Annotated in this window: 16 protein-coding genes; 5 read left to right on the top strand and 11 right to left on the bottom strand. The window is 44.6% G+C overall.

Annotated elements, in window-relative coordinates; all coding sequences use genetic code 11:
* Positions 1-22: 22 nt before the first annotated feature.
* The gene (locus KIH41_RS01325) at positions 23-586 is read right to left on the bottom strand and encodes a helix-turn-helix domain-containing protein (protein WP_214161241.1); all 564 of its coding nucleotides are present in this window, start codon (positions 584-586) and stop codon (positions 23-25) included.
* Positions 587-800: 214 nt separating this feature from the next.
* Here KIH41_RS01325 and KIH41_RS01320 point away from each other — a divergent pair, with 214 nt between their 5' ends.
* The gene (locus KIH41_RS01320; RefSeq protein ID WP_214161240.1) at positions 801-2,804 is read left to right on the top strand and encodes an alpha-ketoacid dehydrogenase subunit alpha/beta; all 2,004 of its coding nucleotides are present in this window, start codon (positions 801-803) and stop codon (positions 2,802-2,804) included.
* A 90-nt stretch (positions 2,805-2,894) separates the two neighbouring features.
* A complete protein-coding gene (locus KIH41_RS01315) occupies positions 2,895-3,587 on the top strand; it encodes a hypothetical protein (RefSeq protein ID WP_214161239.1) in 693 nt (230 codons plus the stop codon).
* Between the two features lie 37 nt (positions 3,588-3,624).
* On the opposite strand, the gene KIH41_RS01310 is transcribed toward KIH41_RS01315, so the two are convergent.
* Both KIH41_RS01310 and KIH41_RS01305 read right to left on the bottom strand, forming a co-directional pair.
* Positions 3,625-3,849, bottom strand: a complete 225-nt coding sequence (locus tag KIH41_RS01310) for a lipoprotein (protein WP_213945147.1) — start codon at positions 3,847-3,849, stop codon at positions 3,625-3,627.
* Positions 3,850-3,914: 65 nt separating this feature from the next.
* Positions 3,915-5,096 (bottom strand): hypothetical protein, encoded by a 1,182-nt coding sequence (locus tag KIH41_RS01305; protein ID WP_214161238.1) that lies wholly within the window; start codon positions 5,094-5,096, stop codon positions 3,915-3,917.
* Positions 5,097-5,251: 155 nt separating this feature from the next.
* Between KIH41_RS01305 and KIH41_RS01300 the strand changes: the two genes are divergently transcribed.
* On the top strand, positions 5,252-6,328 hold the full coding sequence (locus KIH41_RS01300; protein WP_246538882.1) for a cytochrome-c peroxidase: 1,077 nt from the start codon (positions 5,252-5,254) through the stop codon (positions 6,326-6,328).
* A 213-nt stretch (positions 6,329-6,541) separates the two neighbouring features.
* On the opposite strand, the gene KIH41_RS01295 is transcribed toward KIH41_RS01300, so the two are convergent.
* The 8 genes from KIH41_RS01295 to KIH41_RS01260 form a co-directional block, all read right to left on the bottom strand.
* Positions 6,542-7,612, bottom strand: coding sequence for a BF3164 family lipoprotein (locus KIH41_RS01295; protein ID WP_214161237.1), 1,071 nt, complete (start codon positions 7,610-7,612; stop codon positions 6,542-6,544).
* A gap of 83 nt (positions 7,613-7,695) precedes the next feature.
* Positions 7,696-8,877 carry a hypothetical protein gene (locus KIH41_RS01290; RefSeq protein ID WP_214161236.1) on the bottom strand — a complete coding sequence of 394 codons (1,182 nt, stop codon included), beginning with the start codon at positions 8,875-8,877 and terminating at the stop codon, positions 7,696-7,698.
* Positions 8,878-9,031: 154 nt separating this feature from the next.
* Positions 9,032-9,580 carry an REP-associated tyrosine transposase gene (locus tag KIH41_RS01285; RefSeq protein WP_214161235.1) on the bottom strand — a complete coding sequence of 183 codons (549 nt, stop codon included), beginning with the start codon at positions 9,578-9,580 and terminating at the stop codon, positions 9,032-9,034.
* A gap of 367 nt (positions 9,581-9,947) precedes the next feature.
* Positions 9,948-13,040, bottom strand: a complete 3,093-nt coding sequence (locus tag KIH41_RS01280; RefSeq protein WP_214161234.1) for an efflux RND transporter permease subunit — start codon at positions 13,038-13,040, stop codon at positions 9,948-9,950.
* A gap of 3 nt (positions 13,041-13,043) precedes the next feature.
* Positions 13,044-16,073, bottom strand: coding sequence for an efflux RND transporter permease subunit (locus tag KIH41_RS01275; protein ID WP_214161233.1), 3,030 nt, complete (start codon positions 16,071-16,073; stop codon positions 13,044-13,046).
* Between the two features lie 522 nt (positions 16,074-16,595).
* Positions 16,596-17,678 carry an efflux RND transporter periplasmic adaptor subunit gene (locus tag KIH41_RS01270; protein ID WP_213945153.1) on the bottom strand — a complete coding sequence of 361 codons (1,083 nt, stop codon included), beginning with the start codon at positions 17,676-17,678 and terminating at the stop codon, positions 16,596-16,598.
* 304 nt (positions 17,679-17,982) lie between these two features.
* Entirely contained in the window at positions 17,983-19,065 is a 1,083-nt protein-coding gene (locus tag KIH41_RS01265; protein ID WP_214161232.1) for a hypothetical protein, read from the bottom strand.
* 220 nt (positions 19,066-19,285) lie between these two features.
* Positions 19,286-19,795, bottom strand: a complete 510-nt coding sequence (locus KIH41_RS01260; protein ID WP_213945154.1) for a septal ring lytic transglycosylase RlpA family protein — start codon at positions 19,793-19,795, stop codon at positions 19,286-19,288.
* A gap of 128 nt (positions 19,796-19,923) precedes the next feature.
* On the opposite strand from KIH41_RS01260, the gene sbcD reads away from it, so the two are divergent.
* Complete coding sequence (sbcD, locus tag KIH41_RS01255) at positions 19,924-21,153, top strand: metallophosphoesterase family protein (protein WP_214161231.1); 1,230 nt, start codon at positions 19,924-19,926, stop codon at positions 21,151-21,153.
* Positions 21,150-24,182, top strand: a complete 3,033-nt coding sequence (locus tag KIH41_RS01250) for an SbcC/MukB-like Walker B domain-containing protein (RefSeq protein ID WP_214161230.1) — start codon at positions 21,150-21,152, stop codon at positions 24,180-24,182. The genes sbcD and KIH41_RS01250 overlap by 4 nt, the downstream gene beginning before the upstream one ends.
* The last annotated feature ends 53 nt before the right edge of the window (positions 24,183-24,235 follow it).

Here is a 24,235-nt window from a genome sequence, read left to right as displayed (position 1 = left end):
CCCATTTCACATTTCACCCCCCCTACACCTCATCGAGCCCCTTTCTCGGCTTATGCTTCAGCTTTTTATATTCCGAAGGCGTCATGCCGGTCACTTTCTTAAACTGCGTGGAAAGGTGTTGCACACTGCTATAACCCAGCTCCCAAGCCATCTCGCTAAGAGTCAGTTCCTGGTAGAAAAGCAACTCCTTAACCTTTTCTATCTTGAGATTTATGAAATACTTTTCGATGGTCATCCCTTCCAGGCTACTAAACATGTTGCTTAGGCGGCTATAATCTTCTGCCAAGTCGCTCTTAATCATATCTGAAAGATTGAAGTCATCATTTATCTTATCATGCTGAAGCTTTTCCTGAAGCAGGATTTTGATCCGCTCGATTTTCTGAACATCCTTATCTTTCAGGATTTCAAAGCCCATTGACCTAAGCCTTCCTTCAAGTTCAAGCATTTTATCGGGGCTGAGGGGTTCATAAATCACAGCCTTGCCTAGTTCCACCCTTTCAAAACCAATATCCATCTTGGCCAAAATCTCCTCCACGGCCATCACGCAGCGTGGACAAACCATGTTTTTTACAAAAATTTCTGTCATAACCATTCAACAATGCCCTGCAAAATATAAGTTCTAAAATTCGGTATTTTTTATTAAACCACCCTGCTGTCGGTTCTTTTTTCGGTTAAAAATCAAAATACAGAATTTTCAACCCATACCCAAAATCCAAGCCTATCACACCCAAATATCAACTGTTTGCTTTCAGGCAATTAAGGCTTAATTTGGCAGCGTCATTAACAAGCTAACACTACCCATGGATCAGGAAACATTATCGCCAGCGATTAATTTTGACCGAAAAGACTACTCCAATGAAACCCTCATACAGCTATACGAGTCCCTGCTCATGCCGAGAAGGATCGAAGAGAAAATGCTGATTCTTTTGCGCCAGGGCAAAATCTCCAAATGGTTTTCCGGATGGGGCCAAGAGGCCATCTCCATAGGCGCTGTCAATGCCTTAAAAGAGGAGGAGTACATTCTCCCCATGCATAGAAATCTGGGGATTTTCACGGGGCGCAATTTGCCGTTGGAAAAACTATTTGCCCAATTCCAGGGTAAAAAATCAGGCTATACCAAAGGCCGAGACCGTTCCTTCCATTTTGGCACCAACGAACACCATATCGTGGGCATGATCTCCCACCTCGGTCCCCAGCTCGCCATTGCCGACGGGATTGCTTTGGCCAACAAGCTATCCGGTGAGCAGCAGGTTACCTTGGTTTTTACCGGGGACGGGGCGAGCTCTGAGGGAGATTTCCACGAAGGGCTAAATGTAGCGTCGGTGTGGCAATTACCGGTTATCTTCATGGTGGAGCATAATGGCTATGGTCTTTCCACTCCAAGTGAGGAGCAGTTTAGATTCAAGAATTTTGTGGACAAAGGTCCCGGCTACGGCATAGAGACCATCAAAATAGACGGCAACAACGTTCTGGAGGTCTATGACACCATCAAAAGGCTGGCAGAGGACATACGCCAAAATCCTAGGCCAATATTGGTAGAAGCCATGACATTCAGGATGCGTGGTCATGAGGAGGCTTCAGGCACCAAGTATGTTCCGCAACATCTATTTGACACCTGGGTGAAAAAAGACCCGGTAACCAATTACGAAAAATTCCTGATGGACAGCGGAATCCTAAACCAGGAGCAATGGGAATCCATCAATAAACGAATTAAAGCAGAGATCAATAAAGGATTGGAGATCGCTTTTGGCGAAGAAGCAGTGCAGGCCGATACTACGCAGGAGCTGGCCGATATGCACAAACCCTTTCAGCAGGAGGTTATTTTCCCCAAAACCCAAAAACAAACCGAAAGAAGATTTGTGGACGCCATCAGCGATGCACTCAGGCAAAGCATGGTAAAGTACCCTAATCTGGTCCTAATGGGCCAGGATATCGGCGCTTACGGCGGTGTTTTTAAGATCACCGATGGGTTTTTGGAAAAATTTGGCAATGGCAGGGTACGCAACACGCCACTCTGTGAAAGCGCCATCATCGGCACGGCCCTTGGCCTCTCCATCAAAGGCTACAAAGCCATGGTGGAAATGCAGTTTGCCGACTTTGTCACCTGCGGATTCAACCAGATTGTCAACAATTTGGCAAAAAGCCATTACCGCTGGGGACAAAATGCGGATGTGGTGGTAAGAATGCCGACTGGAGCCGGAGTGGCTGCGGGGCCTTTCCACAGCCAGTCCAATGAGGCTTGGTTTTTCCATACCCCAGGTCTGAAAATTGTTTACCCCTCAAACCCCTACGATGCCAAAGGCTTGCTCAATGCAGCATTGGAGGATCCAAACCCATACCTGTTCTTTGAACATAAAGCGCTCTACCGCTCTATTTCTGAAAGCATCCCAGAAGATTATTACACCATCGAAATCGGCAAAGCCAACCTAGTAGCCGAAGGGGATGAGGTAAGCATCATCACTTATGGGATGGGAGTCCATTGGGCTAAAAAAGCTGTGGAGGAGAGTGGAATCAAGGCGGATATCCTGGACCTGAGGACACTTTTGCCCTGGGACAAAGCCGCAGTGGCGGAGACAGTCAAAAAGACCGGGAAAGCCATCATCCTTCACGAGGATTGCCTGACCGGAGGGATAGGCGCCGAGCTTTCGGCTTGGATCAGCGAGCATTGCTTTGAATCCCTGGATGCACCTGTGATGAGGGAGGGCAGTTTGGACACCGCGGTGCCTTTTGCCCCAAGCCTAGAGAAGAATTTCTTGCCCGAAAACAGATTTAAGGAAAAACTAAAATATCTAGCGGCTTATTAACGTTTTAGAAGCGGTTTTCACTGATTCCGCCTATTATACTTGGCATAGGAATTGGTGCGAGCTGCGAAGAAAACTAAACTGATTACTTTTATGAAAAAGCGAATTTTATCCCTTTCCCTTTTATCAGCCATGGCTGTTTCCCTCTTTTCTTGCAACAATAACGAGCAGGATCAATTGGTATCCAACGTGACTGTTAGCGCTCGTGCTATAGCGGTCAACGCGCCTGGACCAAACCAGCGTACCATCAATGGTGCTACCTTTGTGACCATGGATGTAGGTCTTCGTGATGTTGGGCTTTTGGAGCAGGGCGACCAGCCAAATGCTGCCAAAACCATCAGCAACGGACCTCACCACTTCCGTTTGATGAGAAATACAGCTCCTCAAACCGAGCAAATCGGATCTGCTCAGATAAGACATGGGGAATTTGACAGGTTGGCCGTAAGATTAGACCGAAACCAGTCTTTCGGAGTGGATGGAAGTGATGGCACTTCTCTCTTTATTGTAGGAAGTGTAAATGACAGAGATCTTCACATATTCACTACTGCTGAGACCGTACTTAGTGTGGACGCTGATGGCGGTCCGTATTCAATTACTAGCGATGAGCAATTATATTTAAACGTGGATATGAACACCCTCTTCACCGGAATCAATTTTAACGATGCCACAGATGGAAACGGTGATGGAACAATTGAAATTGAGCCTGACAATGTAGATGGCAATGCTGCACTTTATCAGCAGATAATGGGCAACCTCCCTAGCGCAGTGTCGCTGACAAGAGAATAAAAAAAAGGCCCTAACCGGCCTTTTTTTATTTCTATACTTATGGCTCCACTTTTGGGAAGGGGTCTCCAACTTTATAGCTGTGACCATCTTCAAAATAATAAGTGTTGCCCACCCTGTCCCCAAAATTTCGGGTGACGACTTCGTAGTAGACGGTGACGGTTTTATCCGTAACTTCCTTGACCTCTCCTACCGGTCTGGTCATTATTTTATTGCCACATCCTGCCAGCAAAACGATGGACAGGATTGCCAATAGTTTTTTCATATTTTTAAGAAATAGTTGGTCGTCTCCTAAAAACCAAGTGAGCACCTAAACAGTTCACCATCGGATTAATCGAGCAGTCTGTATTTATAAAACACGTTGTAATCCCTTTCAAAATCCGTATTGGTGTTTCCATCAAAAAATAGGTGACCATCTTCCGTTGCTAAGTTAAATATCCCCTGCTGTGGCAGCTGATCTATGCTACCGATCTGCTTTCCATCTTTAATCACCAAAATATAAGGTTTTACATACTTCCTGGCGGCTTCTTTATATTCATCCGACCTGAAATACATATCATCTTTAGCCACAAATTGCTGCATGATATCCGATGGGATTTTGGTAGAAAACATGACCAAAATGTATTCACCCATATGCCTTAAATCCGTGAAATTGGGATAATCAGACGTTCTTCTATCGCTATCACCGGATATTTCCGGTGCAGAAGCAGGTCGATGTCTGTGCGTCAACTCTACGGTGCTTTTCAGAAGAGGAGAATCATCGCTATAATCATAAATAAATAGCTGGTTTCCGACCGAAGGCAAGATCGCGATTTCATTTGTACCACCATGATAGCTCACAAAGGGCAAGCTTTCACCCACATATTTATTCTCAGAACGGGCCGTCCAGTTCTCCGGATATGATTCCAGCATCTGGGTTTCCTGTGACTCCAGGTTATAGGCATATAAAGTATTTGCTTTTCCGTAAAAATCATTCCCCAACTTTTGATGGTTGATGTCCGCAGGGTTGTAGGCATTGACTTCTTCCCCGATCACCATAGGCCTGCCATCTTTTAGAAAAGGAGAAAAGGTAGTTCGGTGCTTATAAACGATTATCCGGTGGATATCCGAGGTAATCGTAGGTGTTTCAGCAATCTTATTGCCATTTAGGTCCAGTCTGTGGAACCTGAAATTAAAACCTTGGGCGACCACCTGCTTATCGTCCAAAAACCTATACCCCCAAGCACCCGAGGCCCCAATGCCATCGGGACCATCATTGAGCACATCGAGTTTTGTCATTTCCCCGGTTGGGGAAACCAGGAAGGGCTGCCGGGTTTTAGAGCCTTTCAAAAGAAATAGGTCCTTGCTAGGCAGATAATCATCCATCAGCAAAGGCTCCAAATAGTCTACTACCAAGGAATCTACAAGCTCAAGCCTCAATCCTTCCACACCCTGAACGGTCTCACTTTTTCCGCAGGAGTAAAATATGCTGCTACCTAGTAGCATCAAACCAAAACCAAATATTCTATACATAATCCCCATAACGTGGTTTTACTTGTCGCGTTGCCCATAGATTAAATAAATCAATGATAGAAACTATCTATAGAATTTCAATTAAATTATGATTTATATCACCCTTTAAAAATACCAGTTTTATTAGTTTTGCATCAGAATAAAACTAAAGTAAAATGACAAGAGGAATAATTATCGCGGGTTTTACCGCGGCTTTTTTAACATTTTTGGTATTTAGAATGGTTTCCGTGGATGAGACCCAAATTACTCCCCGCAAAACCACCCAAATAGCAAAAGAAGACATCCAACTCTGGGCTATCGCCAACAAAGCGCTTAAGGGACTTCCTTCCGTGGAAAGTGTGACCGCTTCCATTGATAATCTGGAGGAAAAATACGAATTGGGTAAAATGCTCTATTACGACCCCAGACTAAGTGTAAACGGCGAGCAAAGCTGTAACTCCTGCCACGACCTGAGCACATTTGGGGTAGATAACCTGTCGACTTCACCAGGTGCCATCAAAGGCAAAATGGGTGACAGAAATTCCCCAACCGTTTTGAACGCAGTGCTACACGACAGCCAGTTTTGGGATGGAAGGGCCAAAACCTTGGAGGAGCAGGCTAAAGGCCCTATCCTCAATCCTGTGGAAATGGCCATTCCGCATGAAGACCTGCTAATTGATAGACTGAAAGAAGTGGAAGACTACGTGAAGAGGTTTAGAAGTGCCTTCCCTGAAGAAAGCAATCCGATCACCTATGACAACGTGGCCAATGCCATTGCTGCCTTTGAAAGCACCCTACTTACCCCATCCAGGTTTGATGACTTTATGGATAGAGATTTTACGGCCCTCAATGACCAGGAAAAAAGAGGCTTAACCGTATTTTTGGATGCCAATTGCCAAAGCTGTCACGATGGTGCAGCCCTAGGCGGCATGCAGTACAGAAAGTTTGGAGAGATCAACGACTTCTGGACCGTAAACAATAAAATCGGACGTGACAAGGGCATGGTCACCCTTACTGACAATCCTGGCGATCTTTATAAATTCAAAGTCCCATCCCTGAGAAACATCGAAAAAACCTACCCATACTTCCACGACGGAAGCATCTGGGATCTGGAGACCTCCATCCACGTGATGGCCAAAAGCCAGCTCAACCTGGACATGAGCAACGAGGAAATTGAAGACCTGGTTGCCTTCCTAAAGACCCTCACAGGGGAAGTGCCTGAAAGGGCAATGACAGTGCCGGAGTTGCCGTAAGATTTCAATTGGGCACAATGGGCTCAAAGAGAATGAAGGACACGAAGGGAATATTAAAAGCCAAGGTTAGGAGCCTTGGCTTTTTTTGGAGGCCCGCCGGAACCGCCGTTGTTCCAATGCTGTGCCTTGGAACAATGAAAATAGAGGCTGTGCTTCTCCTTATCACCCTTCAAGCTGAGAGGATTCGGCAGTCATTACTAAGAATTCTCTTCATCAAAATTGAAATTCCACAATATCTTCGTCTTCTTCAGAAGACAAGCCATACAGAATTTGATTTTCTTCGTCTACGGTAAAATACTTTATTGGTGTATCCAATTCAAACTGTCTTATCATATTTCCTTTATAATCAAAAACAAACACAATTCGACTTTCCACCATGCCAGTTGATCTGATTTTTGAAACTTTATCTCCGCTATATAGCATATAGATATTATCTTCTCCCAAGAAAGAGTCTTGATAGGTTCTTACAGCTTCAGGGTCATTCATATAGTAATATGGATCATCAGCAGACCTATATTCTACCGTATATTCTGGAACCTCAAAAAAAGGCCCCTCTACCACCAATATTTCTTTAGTTGCGTAATCCAGGACCTCAAAATGATCCCGATCCATGGAGTAAAAGCCAAATTTGCTTTTACTTTGGTTTGAAGTGAATTGCATTGCAAAAACACCTAATGCTACATTTGATGGGGGATCTCCCGGGAGCATTCCTTTCCAGCTTCCATAGCCAGCTAAAACCTCTCCCTCTTTACTATATTCTACAAATTTTTCTTCGCTCGACACACGAATTGCCATTAACGTGGTGTCAGTCAGCCATGTAATATCTGTAGCCATAATAAATTCAGGATTTCTTTGTTTTACTTGTTTACCTGCAAGTTTAGCAGTACTGTCTTCTAACGTGAATTCAGAAAAAACCTTGTCGAAATTATATGCCCAAAATTTTCCGGGGGAGGAGCTGTAATCGAACGTCCAAATATAGGAGATCTCGCCTGGACCATATCCTTCTACTCCCAGCCCATAAGCCCATTTTCTATTCTTCACATCAATTACATGAAGGGGTGGTGACATGGCTTTGTCTGAAACAATAATATGCCCATCGACCAAGAAGGGCTTTCTGGTACTATAAAATTTTTCGATCCCAAATGGGATTCCTGTTAAATACTCCTTTTCTGGAAGGTCCCCCTCAATTCTCACCCAAGTTTCTCCTTCTCGATATGCGGAGTATTTATCAGATGTACATTGACATAATATTAAAACAATAAACAGTAATGAAATTCTTAACATGATTTTTGATTAATAGAATTTAAAATAGTGGAGGAGTAATCTTCCACCAACAGTTTGGAATCTCCTGACTCCACTGATTATAATCACTCTCTTATTTTCACCTTATAAAACACATTATAATCCCGCTCTACTGACGGCTTGCGGTTGTCATTGAGATACACCACCCCATCCGAGCTGACATAGTCCATATGCCCAGGAACAGGGAAGTTATTGATGATACCCACCTGTTTACCTGCTTTGGCAAGGATGTAATAAGGCCTGAAATATTTTTCCAAAGCTTCTCTCCATTCCGGACTGACACCATAATTTTCATTGCCTGCCTTCAACTCCCTATGGACGGAAGCCGGAACCTGAGTATTGAACTTTACTATTTGATAATCCCCAAACATTCTCAAGTCATTGAATCTTGGATATGAACCAAATTGGTCATTGAAACCATCTGTGATCCACTCTTGCAAGGGCGCCCTCTCTGGGTGACGAAGGTCAATAGCATATTTAAGGGAATTGCTCCCCAACCCTTCATAAACAAACAGTTGATCGCCCACTCCATGAAGCAAGGCGTACTCCATGGTAGACCGGTTGAAATCAGATAAAGGATAACTTTCTCCCACATAAACTCCTTCTCTTTTTGGCATCCATTGATCAGGGTAGCTCTCCAGGAACTCCAACTCCTCTTCTTCTACCGCATATTGAAAAGCCACTTTTGCCTTTTTATAAAAATCCTCTTTTAATTCAGTGGGATTAATATCACTATAAGAAAATGAATTAATTTCCACCCCAAAAATTGAAGGTTTTTCATTTGCTGCAGCGGTCCTAAAGTTTAACCGGTAATTGTTTATCACTAAGGTGTTGAGTCCTTTCATAGGTGAGGCCAACACGTTGATTTTATTTTTAAACTCGGAATCATAAATATGGAATTTAGAAGAAGCATCCATACACACAATTCTATCATCACCTAAAAATTGGCAACCCACTGCTCTTCCACCAACCTGATCAGGCCCATTTCCGATGATATCAGGTTCTTGCAGCACTTCCCCTTCTTCGTTGACCAAATAAATCTTCCTACTCTTCCCCCTCATCAAATAAAGCCCCTTCTCTTCATGATAATCATCCATTTCCAAAGGATCCAAGACATCCACCACCAAAGAGTCGAGCAATTCGAGGGATACTTCTGATATTTCGGAATGTCCCAGTGTCTCGGACTGACTGCAACTCTGACAAACTAATAAGACGCAAAAGATTGCAAGAGTAAATATTCTAGTCATGAAAATATGGATTTAGTACTCCTAAAAATATAGGAATGAGCTCATATTAACAAGTATTTTAGTTATAAAATTAAGATACATTGTTGTACCAAGTTTTCAGACTTGGTGCCATGAGTTGGGAGTCTCCTGACTCCTCCAATCTTATAATTTCAGTTCAATACAAACTCACCTTCACCAAACCCTTCACCCCGGCATAGTCTCTGGCCGAACTGAACAGATAATGGTGGTCCTCCTCCACGATCATTACGCGGACAGGATTTTGGTGGATGTAGTGGAGTTTTTGTTCGAAGAATTTTGGAGAGAAGATTTCAATAGCATGCACCCCATCTTTCCAAAATTTATATTTCTCAACACCTTTGACGATCATTCCCCTAAATTCCATCTGATTCAGCATCCATTTCTTCCTGGACTCCACAGATTCTTTTTCTAAACTGATCAAGACTTTATAGGCTACAAATTTTTTGAAATCTCTCATTATATCACTCAGCCTCTTGGGTTCAACTGCACGACATAAAAGGTGAAGGTGGTTGGTCATCAAAACCCAAGCATAAATTTCAAGCCCTTTTTTCTCAACACAGAAATTCAAACAGTCTGTCACTTCCATCTTGTATTCCTTTCTGGTAAATACATCCATCCAATCCACGATGGTGAGGGTTAAAAAGTAAACAGCGTTTTGATCACAAATCTTAAAAGGCTTATCCATATTTTTATTTTAAAAAGTAAAGGGACTGTTTGTTGTGCCAAGTCTTCAGCCTTGGTACCATGAGTTGGGAGTCTCCTGACTCCCGAAAAGTTATTATGAATTTACAATTATATAATCAATAGTAAAGGGATAAATGATTGAGAAGTAGAGTCAGAGACTCTCAACTCAAATTCCCAGGTCAGAGACCTGGGAAAACTACCCCTTCCTAACCAAGTCTTCAGACTTGGTACCATGAGTTGGGAGTCCCCTGACTCCAAAAAAGTTATCTGAATTTACAATTATTTAGTGAATAGCAAAAGAGAAAACCGACTGAAAAATAGAGTCAGAGACTCTTTACTCACACTCCCAGGTCAGAGACCTGGGAGAACTACTTCCTCCACAAAAACACCGGCAAAGCCCAAAACACCCCGATCACCGAAAAAACCAGCCCCCCGATCGTCCCTATCGCCAAGGAAAACCAAAATATCTCATTCTGCCCCTCCATGATAAAGGGGATCAGGCCGAAGCAGGTGGACAGGATGGTCAACAGGATTGGCACGGCTTTGCCCCCAACAGATTTGAGCACATTGCGGTTGTAGTTGCCGGAAAAGCTGTTATTGAGGTCATTGACGATGAAGATGGCGGCGTTGACGGCCAGGCCACCGAGCATCACAAAGGCTGCATAACCTCCCTGGTCAAAGTAGAAGTCAAATAACGAGAAGATCAAAAACAGACCGATAAAGGAAATCGGCACAATGGCAATGATATAAAATGGCTGCTTGAGATTTTCAAACAGGATTCCACAGATAAAGAAAATGGCCAGTATCAACACCATAAGCAAGCTGTACTGCCTTTTGGTTTTGTCACTGTTCCAGCTCCAGCTCTGCTTTTCAGCAGAATAGCCAATCGGCATCAGCAGCTTCATTTCCTCCAAAACCTCATCCAAATACTCTCCCCCAAACTTCGCCGAGCCCATGTATTCAAATGAAATAACTCGAATATATTGCCGGTCCTCTTTATGCAAGGCACTGGTCGTAGACTCTTTGGTCAGTTGTCCAAAATCCCCCACTTTGAAATAATTATTCTCCCCGCCGATCAAACTGTTTCTTTCCAGATCAAACTTTGAATAGCGGTTGGCTTGCCTCTCCCGCACCACCACTCCATATCGCTGATCATTTAAAGCCAGGAAAGTTTGGGGTGCGGTAGGCTTGGTGACATCCAGAAGCGCATTGACTACTTCATACTGGTTGGTATTGTGCAGGGCGAGCTGGGACTGGTCAAAGCGGAGGACATATTCCTCTGTTTTACGTTCATTATAGGAAAGCCGCTCATTGGTGTTTACCTCCTGAATCCTCTTGTGGGCGAGTAATTTCTCGGCCAGCACTTCTGACTGCTTTTCCAGCTCATCGAAATTGTATCCCTTCATGGCAACCCTGAATGAAGGAATCCCCTCACCTCCAGGTCCGGCAGAAAAACCCTGGCCAACCCCGAAAATACTCCAATTGGCCCCGCTCCAGTCTGTGGACTTTACCGCCAGCCTTCCCTTGAGCTGATAGGGCAGCGCCCCTCTTTCGTATTCTTCTTTGAAGGTAATCACTATTTGGGCCTGCTGGCCGGAGCTGACATTGGACACATACTGGTCAATCCCTTCAACACCGGCAAGGTAGGTCTCAAACTCCCTTATCAGAAAATCCATTTGGTCAAGGGTATTGCCAAATGGCAACCTTGCATTCACATAAAGTCTGGTTTTTTCCATTTCCCGATAGGAGGATTTTTCGAATACCCCCCGCACAAACATCCGAAAGGAGCCTCCCAAAAACTTATCCACATGGGGCCGCACATCTTCCTGGTATAGTGGGCTGCCCACCGTTTCATTATACCACTCCTGACCATCCCATTTGGCTGGTAGATAAAAAATTGGTATTCCAAAAAGCAGCACCAAAGACGTGATGTAAACCTTCCTGAATCTAGCCGTGCCCCCGATAAACTTTTCATAGCCCCGAAAGAATTTTACCTTTCTGCGAAGTTTTGTAAAAGAAAGCTCCCTTCCACTCAAAGATTTCCCTTTAAACAAAAGTTGATACATCGCGGGAGTGAAAAGTAGCGCCACCAGCAAGGAAACCCCCAGCATTACGGACACCACCTGGGAAAATTCGGTCAAGTTCTTCCTATCCTCCTCCGGCAATAGCAACACCATTAGCAATGCGGCAATGGTGGTCAGTGAGGCCGCTAAAAGCGCCAAAAACACCTTCCGGTTTTTATGCTTGTGAAGGTGGTCGATCATGATGATCGCATTATCCACTATCAGCCCAAATGAGATGGTCAGTCCTGCCAGTGAGTAAAGGTGAATGTCTACTTTCAGCAAATACAAAATAATCCCCGTCACACTCAGGTTCACCACAATTCCCAAGAACAGCACGGTTAGATATTTCCAGTTTCTATTGATCAAGAAGATGAATACAATTAGGCTCAGGATAGAAAGCCCGGAACGCTTATAAATCTTTTGGAGCTCTTTATCCAAAAATTCCGTATCATCATTTTCAAGCCTCACCTCAAACCCGGCCGGCAGCTGTGCACCGGCCTCATTTACCGCATCCTTTACCTGTTGGGCCAATACAACCTTATTCACACCTTCTCTATTGAATACAGATAAGGTAACTGAGTTATTGCCGTTAATCCGGTAATATCGGGTGGGCTCGGCTTCTTCAAGAGTAATGGAAGCCACATCCCCTAGATAAACTTCTTTTCCTTCATTGCTGCCCACCAGCATGGTTTCCAGCTGACCCAAATGCTGAAGCGACTGGTCTACCTGAACAAAAAGCGTCTGATCCGCCCGGTTGAGAACATTCCCGGGAAAATTTCTGCCAAAAGAACTTTGAAGGGCTTCCAAAAGCTGGTTTCTGCTGAGGTTGTAGGCCTGCAGTTTAGCCACATCATAGGTGATATAAAGCTGCAGATCATTTGCGCCGAGCACCCGTAGTTCCTCGATTTCCTCAAACCTATTAAGCGCCGATTTTAATACATCCTCGGCGATTTTTTTGATTTCAAATGAAGCGAAAGGCCCATTTATGCTGTACGTAAGGATCGGTACAGACTCATTTTGGTTTTGGGCGCTTTGAAAAATAATGGGGTAGGATACTTTGGGATCCATCGAGGGATACACTTGCCGGACCAAACTTGCCAATTCAAATTGCTTGAATTCCATATCGGTGTTCTTATCAAACCGCATGGTGATGTAACCCCGGTCATAGTTTGACACGCTGTTGATGCTCTTTAGATCAGCCAACTGGGAAAATGCACCCTCCAACGGGGCAGTCCCCAATTTTTCCACCAGCTCGGGGCTGGAACCGGGCACATTGTAAGAAACTCTCAATATCGGCTCGCGCTCCCTCGGGTTGAGGTCTACCGAAAGCTTTGGCACCAAGGCAAAGCCTATTACGGTTAAAATGATGAACGATATGATGATCCGAAATGGCGTCATGGGTTATTTCTTTGGGGTCAAAAACCAATAAGCCAAAGGCACAAAATATAGCGCTGTAAAAGTCCCAATGGTAAGCCCACCAATCACACTGAAAACCAATGGCCGCTGCAGATCCGCACCCAGCCCAGCACTAAACACTACCGGCATCAGTGCCAGCATCGTGGTAATGGAAGTCATCAAAATAGGTTTCAACCTGATTTCCCCAGCCTCGTACATGGCTTTATCCAAGATCTGGGTTTTGCTCAAGGAAAGCTTTTCGGAATATTTCACCCTCAATCGGTTGATGGTATCAATTTTCAGAATGGCATCATTGACCATAATCCCCAACATCACCACCAGCCCAATGGCGGACATTACATTCAACGATGTCCCCGTAAGCCAAAGAACCAAAAAGGCACCGCCAATCCCCAAGGGCAAGGTGAAAATCACAATCAAGGGCTGCACAAAACTCTCAAACTGGGCCGCCAGAATAAAATATAGAAGCAGTATGGCGATAAACAATATGCCAACCAGCTGCTGAATGGTTTCCCTATCCCTAAAATACTGACCTGCAAAATCAACATTAAGCTGTCTGTCATAACCCCAGTCCCGAATTTGGGATTGGGCAGAAATGCCCTCACCGGCAGGGAAAGCTACTGATTGGTAAACCCCGCTTTTATCAGCTGTAATGAATTTATACTGGTCTTCATAATCAAATTGGATAAAATGATGCAACCCGTACTCCACTCCATCCTTGCCTCTAAGCTTCTGCCCTTGGATAAGCTGCTCAAAATTCACCTGATCTTCCTTAAGCAATATAGGCGTCACTTCACCAAACCGCTTGATATCTGTAATATTGAAATTGCCGAACAGCTTTTTGAGTTTATCCTGTAGCTGATGGGGTTCTATGCCATAAAGGGCCAGTTTTTCCAAGTCGAGTTTGAACACCACCGAAGATTCCTGCTGCAAGCCCGGCCCCCTTTCCCAGGTTTGGGAGGGAAAAGTCATCAGGTATTCATCCATTCTGTAACTTGGGATGGGCCGCTTGCTCTTCAGATCCTTCCACCTGGCTTCAAAAAACGGGGCATCTGAGCTAAACAGCTGATCAAAAGCATTGGGAGCATCTTCCAGCCTCAACATTGCCTTAGGGTAATTTTCCCTAACCCAATCCGATAGCCTGCCTGCCTGCCTATTTTTCTCCTCCTGATCGGAAAACAAAAGATACAGCGTAGCCTGTTGAAGTGAATTTTCTCCTTCAAAAAGCAGAAACTGGCTGACCCCGACATCACTTTCAGCTTTCTCAAAACCTCCATCCAAGGCAGCAAGCATTTCCTGAACCCTCAACTTGTTTTGGGTGGCCGAAATGGGCTCCTGCCAATCCACAGCCACCAAGGTATCCATTTTCTCGATTGGCGGCAGCCCCTCTACTTCCAGAATTTGGCTGACCGCAAGCAATAGTGGGATTAAGAGAAACAACAGGGCAAGGTTCCTTTTGCGGTGCAGGAAGATTTTCCCGTAGAGGTATTTGTATCCCTTCAATACAGAAAGATAAAGCTTGCTGTCTTCCTCACTTGCATTCAGTTCTTTATTCTTAAAAAACAGCCAATAAAGCATAGGCAAAAGGATAAATGCCACCAGCAGGGAAACACCCAGAATGGCAGCCACCGAAACCGCCTGGTCAAAAAACAGGGCCCCGGAAATACCGCTCAAGAACACCAGTGGCACAAAAACCGCCAAAGTGGTCAATACTGAACTTATCAAAGCCGACATGACCTCATTTACACCTGCCACACAGGCTTCAATCAAGGGCAGCCCCTCTCTCCTTTTTCTGGTGATGTTGTCCAACACAATGATGGCATTATCAATCAACATCCCAAGGCCTAGCGCCAAACCACTTAGAGATATCACATTGATGGAAATATCGAAAAACCAGAAGACCAAAAAGCTGATAATAAGCGAGGAGGGCAAACTAATTCCTATTATCAATGGCGTACGGTAATTTCCCATGAAAATAAACAGTACTCCAAAGGCGAAAATCCCCCCAAAGAGCAAACTGGTCTGCAGGTTGCTTATCCCCGCATTGAGCAACATGGATTGATCCTGTGTGATATCAAAATCCACTTGGGGATAATCCGATTTGAATAACTCAACGGCTTCGTAAATTTTGGGCGTCAATTCATTCATTTTGGCGGCAGCCTGCTTGTGCACGGTGACCACCAGTCCTTCTTCACCCTGATAAAGGTGATAGCCCATCACTTTGTCGGTATCATACTGGACCTGCGCCACCCTCCCAAGGTTGACCACCTGCCCATCATCTGACCTTACGGGGAGCCTTTTGATATCATCGGGATGGTCCACCCGGGTGGCCAACCTGAGGTAATACCTAAATTGACCGTCTTCCACACTGATACCTGGAAGTTCACTGTTCCCGGCTTTGATGGCATTAATAACATGGTCTTCTGTCAGATTCAAGGCACGAAGTGCATCCTTATCCGTCTGCACGGTGATTACATTGCTCTTTTTCCCATTAATATCCACTAGGGACACCCCTTCGAGCTGCTCCAGCCTTTTCTTGATGACATTTTCAGTTAGCAGGGTCACCTCCGTATGGTCGATGCCGGGCCGGGGAGTCACCTGTACCCGCACCACGGGGATATCGTTGGTATTGATTCTGATGACCTGCGGCCGGGATAGATCCGTGGGCAGAGAGTTGGTGAGCCGGTCAATCTTTTCGTTGACATCAATGTAGGCAAGTTCCATCTTGGTGCCGTAATCAAAAGTCAAGCGGATAGTCCCCACTTCGCTTCCGGCTTTGCTCTCCGTATCTTCCAGCCCATTTAGCGTCACCAGGCCCTCCCGGATGGGCCTTAACACATTCTGTTCAATCGCATCGGGAGAAGCGTTTTCATAACTTACTTTCACCACAATCTGGGGCACATCGATCGGGGGCAAAAGTGTAATAGGCAGAGTGCGAAAAACAATCACGCTGAAAACTATCAGCGCGACAAAGGTCATACTAACCGCAATGGGCCTATTTAATAAAAATCTAACCATTTTTTACTTTATGAATTCTTCGTACTTAATTTTGGGTACCAAGTACTAGGTACCAAGTACTAAGTACACCGCAGGACAAGCCCTTTTTCTTGCACCTCTGACTGTTATGCTGATATTTACCGCTCTTACATTCGTGGCCCTCCCTCTGAGCTTCGCTCTTCGGATGGGGCATCAGTGTAACGAGAACTAACTTCATTATTCCCGCCGCGGCGGGCAAGCATCATTCGACATTCATCATTCATTATTGCAATCCGTGACTGGCTTTATAGCCTCTTCGTACTTACCAATGGGTACCAAGTACTAGGTACCACGTACAGTACACCGCAGGACAAGCACTTTTCCTTGCGCCTCTGACTGCTTTGCTGATATTTCCCGCTCTTACTTTCGTGACCCTCCCTCCGAGCTTCGCTCTTCGGATGGGGTATCTTTGGTACTTCATTATTTCTCTGCGAAGAAGAGAACTCCGTGAAACTCTGTGCAAAACTCTGCGAAACTCCGTGTCCCATTTAGGCTTCGTACTTTTTATTCCTCCACTATCATCACCGGGGCCTGATGGGCCAGCTGCAGGTTGTTAGTTGTGATCACGGTCATGTTGGGATCAATGCCTTTTAGGATCTCTACTTCACGGCCGTTATCTTTTCCCACTTCCACATAGTTCCACTTGGACTCTTTGCTTCCATTTTCGAGGGTAAATACTACCGGGCGACCGGAGCGGTACACCAATGCATCCTTGGGCACCACAATGCTGTTATTCTGCGGGGCACGGATCACCGCACGGGCATTCATCCCCGGAAGAAGCTTGCTGTTTGGAGCCAAGGCAATGGAAACCTGGACCAAGCCGTTTTCATCCACCTTGGGATTGATGCTTCTTACTGTTCCGCTTATCTGGTTATCCTTGCCGGATACCGGGAAAACCTCTACTTTTTGATTGGCACTCACATACCCTATATCCGCTTCCAGCACTTTCACTTTTAGTGTCAGTTGATCGGCACTGATGAGTTCACAAAGCTCGTCTCCGCTGTTGACCAGCGTGCCTTTTCTTATGGACAAGTCCGCGATTTTGCCTGATATTGGCGCCTTTATGACGGACTTTTCCAATTCAAGCTCAGCTTCCCTGACTTCTAGCTCAGCTGCCAGAATCCCCGAATTGGCGCGAAGTTTTTCGGTAAAATCTTCCACATTTACTGAAGTGTCCTGACCGGAAAGGATCCTTCCAAAACCCATTTTGCGGTCATCAAAATCCGCCTCGGCCACCCTTTTTTGGATGAGGGCCTTCTCAAGTTTAAATTTTGAATCGGAATTGTCGAGCCTGGCGATTACCTGCCCCTGGGACACCATTTCCCCTTCTTTGACCAAAAGTTCGGTCAGATAACCGTTCCTTTCCACTACCACCTTAAGCTGGTTATCGGCCTCCACTTTGCCTGAAGCATTGATGAGGTAATCAAAAGTTCGTTTCTCTGATTGGGCTACCCGCACTTGGGTGGCGGAGACTTCCTGGCGGAAGGAATCCATTGGCTGTTCCTTTTGGGACTCATCCTCCTGTTCACAGGAAAAAAGCATAAAGGAAGCCAGCAGTAGAGAGGCAGATCCAAAAATTCTATTCATATTCAGTTAATTAAACACCGGGCATCTAATTAACTAAAGATTTAAATAACTTCAAAGCAAGTTTAGAAATTATTTTTATTTGATTAGCGGCAATGATGCCAATCGCCTATTTTCCTTTGATTGACAGGACGGAAGACTGAAGTCCGATGCCTGTTCGTGGCGGGACCGATGAAAGCTAAATTTTTGCATCAGACTAAGATTCTGGCAATTTCAAAAGGTTTACAAGTGCTATTGCGGATAAACTTCAATTTTTAAAGTGAGTCAAAGTTGCATTTTAGTGGAGCCTTTATATATAAATGCCTTTTCAATCAAACAACAGCCTTTTGAGGTATAGCCCCTCATCTTCATTCCTAATCAATATTGAGACAGTATCTCCTTTAACTTGTGGAATAAGGCTTCGCACTTCTGATAAATGCCAAGCTCCTGCAATCTTATGCTCTTTGATAGTTCGCTCTTTCAAGTCGATTTTCATGAGGACCCATTGATACGTCTCTAGTCCTTCTTTTCTATCGCGTATATCAAAACTGCTGAAAGTGGCGTAAATGATGTCATCTTGCATAAGCACATTACTTCCCAATCCATTAAATTGATCTGTAAGTGGCCCAGAAAAAGGGTCTCCTTGAAAATATCCAATTTGAGGATCAAAATTTTTACTTTTCAAGACATCCAAACTCATCAAGTTACCGCTAAGCGAATATTTCTTCAATTTAGGCACGCCAGCAACATTTAAAATAATTAGAATGTCATTAGTTAAAATTTTATTTTCGTCTTTGCTCAATACAAGGTTTCCTTCTTTATATTCTTTGGGATATGAACCAAAATCATGCTGAAAAACACCACTTCTATTGAAGACCGAAACAATTTTAGAATATCTAAATCTATCCTGTAAAGGGCCTGAATATATACTGCTTGTATAAACACTACTGCCATTTACTTCAAAAAGTGTCTCATATTCGGACTTTTGCATTACATCTAAAAACATCAGCTCAGTTTTGTCTATAAAAGTTTTATCAAATAAAAAACTATAAACTGTGTTATTTAAACTGTTTAATATAAAAACCGTATCTCCCTGAATAGAAAAATTCCCATAATTCTTTTTGGGCAATTGAAATGTCTCAATACTATCTGATTCAAAGGACACTATAAATTCACCTGTTTTTGCATTAAATAAATGAACGCCCTGAAAGGACCCATCTCCCATACCCAATATAGTATCGTTATAAACTTTAGGATTTATAGCCGACATAAAGCTAAAACTCTCATCGTCAATCTTAACTGAATCCAGATAAACCACCCTACCTTGTGTAAGTTCAAAATCAGAGGTGTGCTTATTAGAATTGCAACTCAATAAGACCCAAAAATAAGAAAACCATAACAACAACCTCATTATTAATTATTTAAATAAAAAAGATAAAACTATAATGTAGATAATGTCCCCGGCTTAGACACATTATTAAGATTTGCCCAATCACTAACTTACAAAAAATAAATTTCAAACCAATTTTTAACTAATAATTTTACAATTAACCAGTAGAGTCAATATTTTGACTCGTTTGGAAAACGGAAAGAGGCGCTTTAAAAAATATTTAATGGATATAATTCGAACTTTAATCTATGCTCATTGTAAAAAGCATATCGGGGTTTTTTCTGTAGGTGACCGATTGAAGTGGGGCTCTCAATCGGATGTCTTTGGGTATTTCTTCGTAATAATCCTGCAGCTCCTCAATCTTTTGGCGGGTTAAGACCGCAATCCTAACGGGTACTACGCCATCATTGATCATGCCCAGCTGCCTGGCGGCCTCGCGGGAGAGGTCAATTACTCTTTTTGAATTTTGCGGCAGCCGATCATTGATTTTGACGATCACTTGCTTGCCATTTTTATTGTTTGTCACCCTCAGGCGGGTACCGAAGGGAAGGTGCTTGTGGGCCGCGGTAAGCTCATGCATATCAAAAATCTCCCCGCTGGCCGTTTTTCTCTGATGAAACTTCTTCCCATAGAAACTCGCCACCCCTTTTTGGATCACCAATAAAGAGTCGTCTTCAGTAAGAACACGTGCCTCAGCGAGGTTAAACTTACAGAAGAAAATGAGAAAGCCTATGAAAAGAATTTTTTTCATAGGGGAACCTTTTTCAATTTTTATGCCACCGGAGCGACAACTTTTGTCACGGATATTGCCGGTACCGAAATAAGGCCTTAAATTGAATCCCAAACCTTGATTTTACGCATTTTACATTGACGCTTACCATGCTGAAAATACTACACACCGCCGACTGGCATTTGGGGAAAAAGCTCCAAGAATTTCCCCGAATTGAGGAACAAAAACTCGTTTTGGAGGAAATCTGCGAGATTGCAGAAAGCGAAAATATCGACCTGGTCATGTTGGCCGGAGACATCTTCGATTCTTTCAACCCCAACCATGAGGCGGTGGAGCTTCTATACAAAACATTGAAGCGACTATCCAACCATGGGAAAAGACTGATCATCGCCATATCCGGCAACCATGACAGTACCCAGTTTGTCGAAGCACCTGATCCGCTGGCTAGGGAATTGGGAATCGTGTTCTATAGCAAATACGACTCTATAGTCCGCCCTGGCCCTGTGGGAGACGGCATAGAAATCACCAAAAGCGAGGAAGGCTTCATTGAGGTCAGGTTTCCACACCTGGATTTTCCAGTACGCGTAATCATGGCGCCTTACGCCAATGAGGTGTTGTTGAAAACGTTTCTGGGTGACGGCGACAAGGAAGAATCCCTTCGTCAAGTCTTGGAGGATAAGTGGCAAAAACTGGCCGACAGCCATTGCGACTCCCAGGGGGTCAACCTTTTCATGGGGCATTTTTTCTTCATAAGGGAAGGTGAAAAACCGGAACCCGAACCCGAAAGTGAGCGTCCTATCCTCCACGTGGGTGGAGCACAGGCGCTTTATACCAAAAACATCCCTGCACAAATCCAATACGCAGCTTTGGGTCATTTGCACCGCTACCATGCGGTACAAAAGGATCCTTTCCCGGTAGTGTACAGCAGTAGTCCCTTGGCCTACAGCTTCAGCGAGGCAGACCAGGATAAAAGAGTGGTCCTAATAGAGGCGCAACCGGGAAAAGATGTGGATCACCGCCCCATCACGCTCAAGCAAGGCAAACCGCTTTATAGAAAAAGGTTTGAGGATCTGCAGGCCACTTTGGAGTGGCTCGAGGAGAACCCATACTGCTTCGTGGAGCTGACCTACGTCACGGAAGAATCCATCGATGCCCAAACGCGGAAAGCCATCATGCAGGCCCATGAGGGGATCGTCAACCTTATCCCCCACCTGAAAGCCGGCTTTGGCAGCGCCAACGGAGAACTCCAGGCAGAAGATTTGAATGAAGATATGGAAACGCTTTTTATCAAATACTTCCAAAGCCAGAAAGGCATGGAGCCAAACGAGGAACTTTTGACCCTTTTTAGGGAAATCACCAGCCAAACACCAAGCGAATGATTCCAGTAAGATTAGACATTGAAGGGCTTTACTCCTACAAGGAAAAGCAAAGCATAGATTTCACCCAACTGACCTCAGCGGGCCTTTTCGGGATTTTTGGGGCAGTGGGCAGCGGAAAATCCTCCATCTTGGAGGCCATCCTATTGGCACTCTACAGCCAAACCGAGCGCCTTTCCCCTAAAGGAGAAAGGGCAAGTATGGTCAACCTACAGAGCGAAAAAATCTCGATTGAATTTGAGTTCCTGGCGGGTAAAAACAATGCCATTCGCTACAAAGCCCAGTACTTGGCCAAAAGAAACCGTAACAACTGGGAGGATGTGAAAACTGCCACCCATACTTTCTACCGGGCAACCAATGATTCTTGGGAACCCCTAGAGGAAAGAGGTGAGGATATCTTGGGTATGAAGCTGGACCATTTCCGCCAAACGGTCATCATCCCCCAAGGCAAGTTCAGGGATTTTATTGAGCTTGGTCCAAAGGACAGGGCGACTATGATGAAGGACCTCTTTGGCCTTTCCCGTTTTGAACTTTCACCCCAGACAAAGGCCTTGCTCTCGGAGGTGTATGCCCAAAAGCTGAAGCTCAAAACCCAGCTGGAAACTTTATCTGATTATACCAAAGAGAAGCTGCAGGAACAGTCAACCCTGCTCAAAAATCTCAAGGAAAAAGAGAAGGGCAGCGCCAGTGAATTGGAAAAACTGGAGGCACAATTTTCCCATGCCAAGCAACTTAAAGATAAACATCAGGAATATAAGGAGATACAAAAAAAATGGAACGAACTACAAACGCGTTCCACAGCCATCGAAAGGTCCAAAGCCAATCTTCAACAGTACCAAAAAGCAACCCTACATTTCAAGCCTCTTTTTACCCAACTCGAGGAATTGAGGATAGATTTGGAGAAATACAAGGTAAGTGTGACCGATTGCCAACGCTGGAAGGATGATTTTGAGAAGGAGGTCAGTGCCCTTTTGGAAACCGAAACCAGCCTTCAAAAGGAGTATCAAAAGAAAGGTGAAAGGGAGGCCAAAATCAGGGATCTGAAAAAAGTCATGGAGATTAATGCCTTGGAAATTGATTCCAAGACCAACCAGGCGCTGATCGAAAAACTTTCTCCCACCATCCAGGATTGTCAGGATAAAATCACTCAACTTACCAAGCAAATTGAGGAGCAAGAAGGCCTATACGACAACCTGCAAGCGCCAGATCCTAACGAGTTGGCCAACCTGAAAAACATGGTTTGGGAAATGGAAGAGCTTATCAAGCAAATTACCCAACTGGAAAAGGAATTGCAGCAGAACAAGCTGCAACAGGCGGAGGTAAATGAGCAAGCCATTGCCATTCGGAAAGCGATGCCAGAGGGAATAACTACCCTGGAAGACTGGATTCAAACCGTCGAAAACCAAATCCGCCACCTGGAAGTATTGAGGGAAAAACTCTTGCAACAGCAGAGCCTTACCGCTTATGCCGGCCACCTGCATGATGGGCAACCATGCCCCCTGTGTGGCTCCGAAAGCCATCCCATGCCATTGCCCGCTGATTTTGACAATTTAGAATTATCCACCAACGAAAGTCAAATCAAGGAAGCCAAAACCTTCCTTAAGCAAGTCAGGCAAAAAGGCTCTTCCATGGACAGGATTCTTTTTTCACTCCAAGACCTTGGAGAAAAGATATCGGAAAAGGAAAAACAGCTTGCAGGCTTGTCAGAGCGAAAGAAGCAGCTTCACCACCAACTGGCGGAAAAAGGATATTCAACTGTTCACGAGGTGCAAGAGGCCCTTTTGGAAGCCAACAAGACCACGGAAAAGCAAAGTAAGCTTTTAAGCAGTCTAAAAGCATTGAGACAGGACTGCAGCAAGTTGAGGGAAGATTCTTCCTCTAATCAAGAAAAGCTGCAAAAGGCTCAAAATGAATACAGCTCCCAACTATCAGCCATCAATAGCAAAAAAGATGACCTACAGTTTAAAGATTTCTGCCAGCCGTACTTTGCCCAGACCAATGAGCAGATCAAAACCACCATCGACAAGGTGCAACAGGCCATCGATCAGTTGGAGGTGAAAATAACCCGAAACAAAGATGCCCTCATTGATTCCCGCGGACGCCAATCCACCAACCTGGCCAACTTGAAGCAGTTTTCTGAATTGCTTAAAGGCTGCGAGGAAAAACAGGTGGCCCAAAAAGAAACCCTAAAAAATAAAATGCAAGAAATGGGTTTCGGGCTGGAGGAAGAACTCAAGGCCATACTTGATCAGCAGCTGGATACGGAAAAGCTAGAGGCCCAAATCAATGAATTTGAAAGACAATGGCACCTGACCAAGGATAGGCTGGAAGCTTATGTGCAGAACAAAGAAGTTACCGGGTTTGAGGAGGAGTGGTTTGCCCGACTGTCATCCGAATTAAGCCAGTCCAAAGAGACCTTTGACCAACTCAAAAAGGAAATAGCGCTGACTCAAAATCAGATGGAGACCACCCAGCAAAAGCTGGAAGAAAAAGCCGGATTAAACAAATCTTTGGATGTGGTAGAAAAAAGGGAAAGTAATCTAAGGGAATTGGAGGGGCTATTCAAAGGCAGTGGCTTTGTAAAATATGTCAGCAGCATCTACCTCAAAGAACTCAGCCATACGGCCAACCGACGCTTCATGAAGCTGACCAAGAACAACCTGAGCTTGGAAATCGACAACGACAACACTTTCTGGGTTTTGGATCATTTGAATGGAGGAAAAAGAAGGTTGCTCAAGACACTTTCCGGTGGACAGACCTTCCAGGCTTCACTTTGCCTGGCCCTGTCGCTTGCAGAGAAGGTAAAATCCCTTAACTGGGCGGATCAAAGTTTCTTTTTCCTGGATGAAGGTTTCGGTTCCCTGGACAAAAACTCTCTGCGGGTAGTATTTGAAACCCTCAAATCCCTGCGTCACGAAAACCGCATCGTGGGCATCATCTCCCACGTGGAGGAACTGCAGCAGGAGATAGGGGTCTATGCCGAAGTGGAGCTGGATGGGGAGAAAGGGAGTGTGGTGAGGTACTCATATTGATGAAAAACCTGCCAGGTTTTATAGTCAACCTCGAAAACCTGGCAGGTTTATTT

It is taken from the genome of Litoribacter ruber (genome assembly GCF_018500185.1).
GTDB lineage: Bacteria > Bacteroidota > Bacteroidia > Cytophagales > Cyclobacteriaceae > Litoribacter > Litoribacter ruber.
The sequence above is the reverse complement of the archived record's forward strand: the minus strand, read 5'-3'. Positions and strand labels throughout refer to the sequence as shown.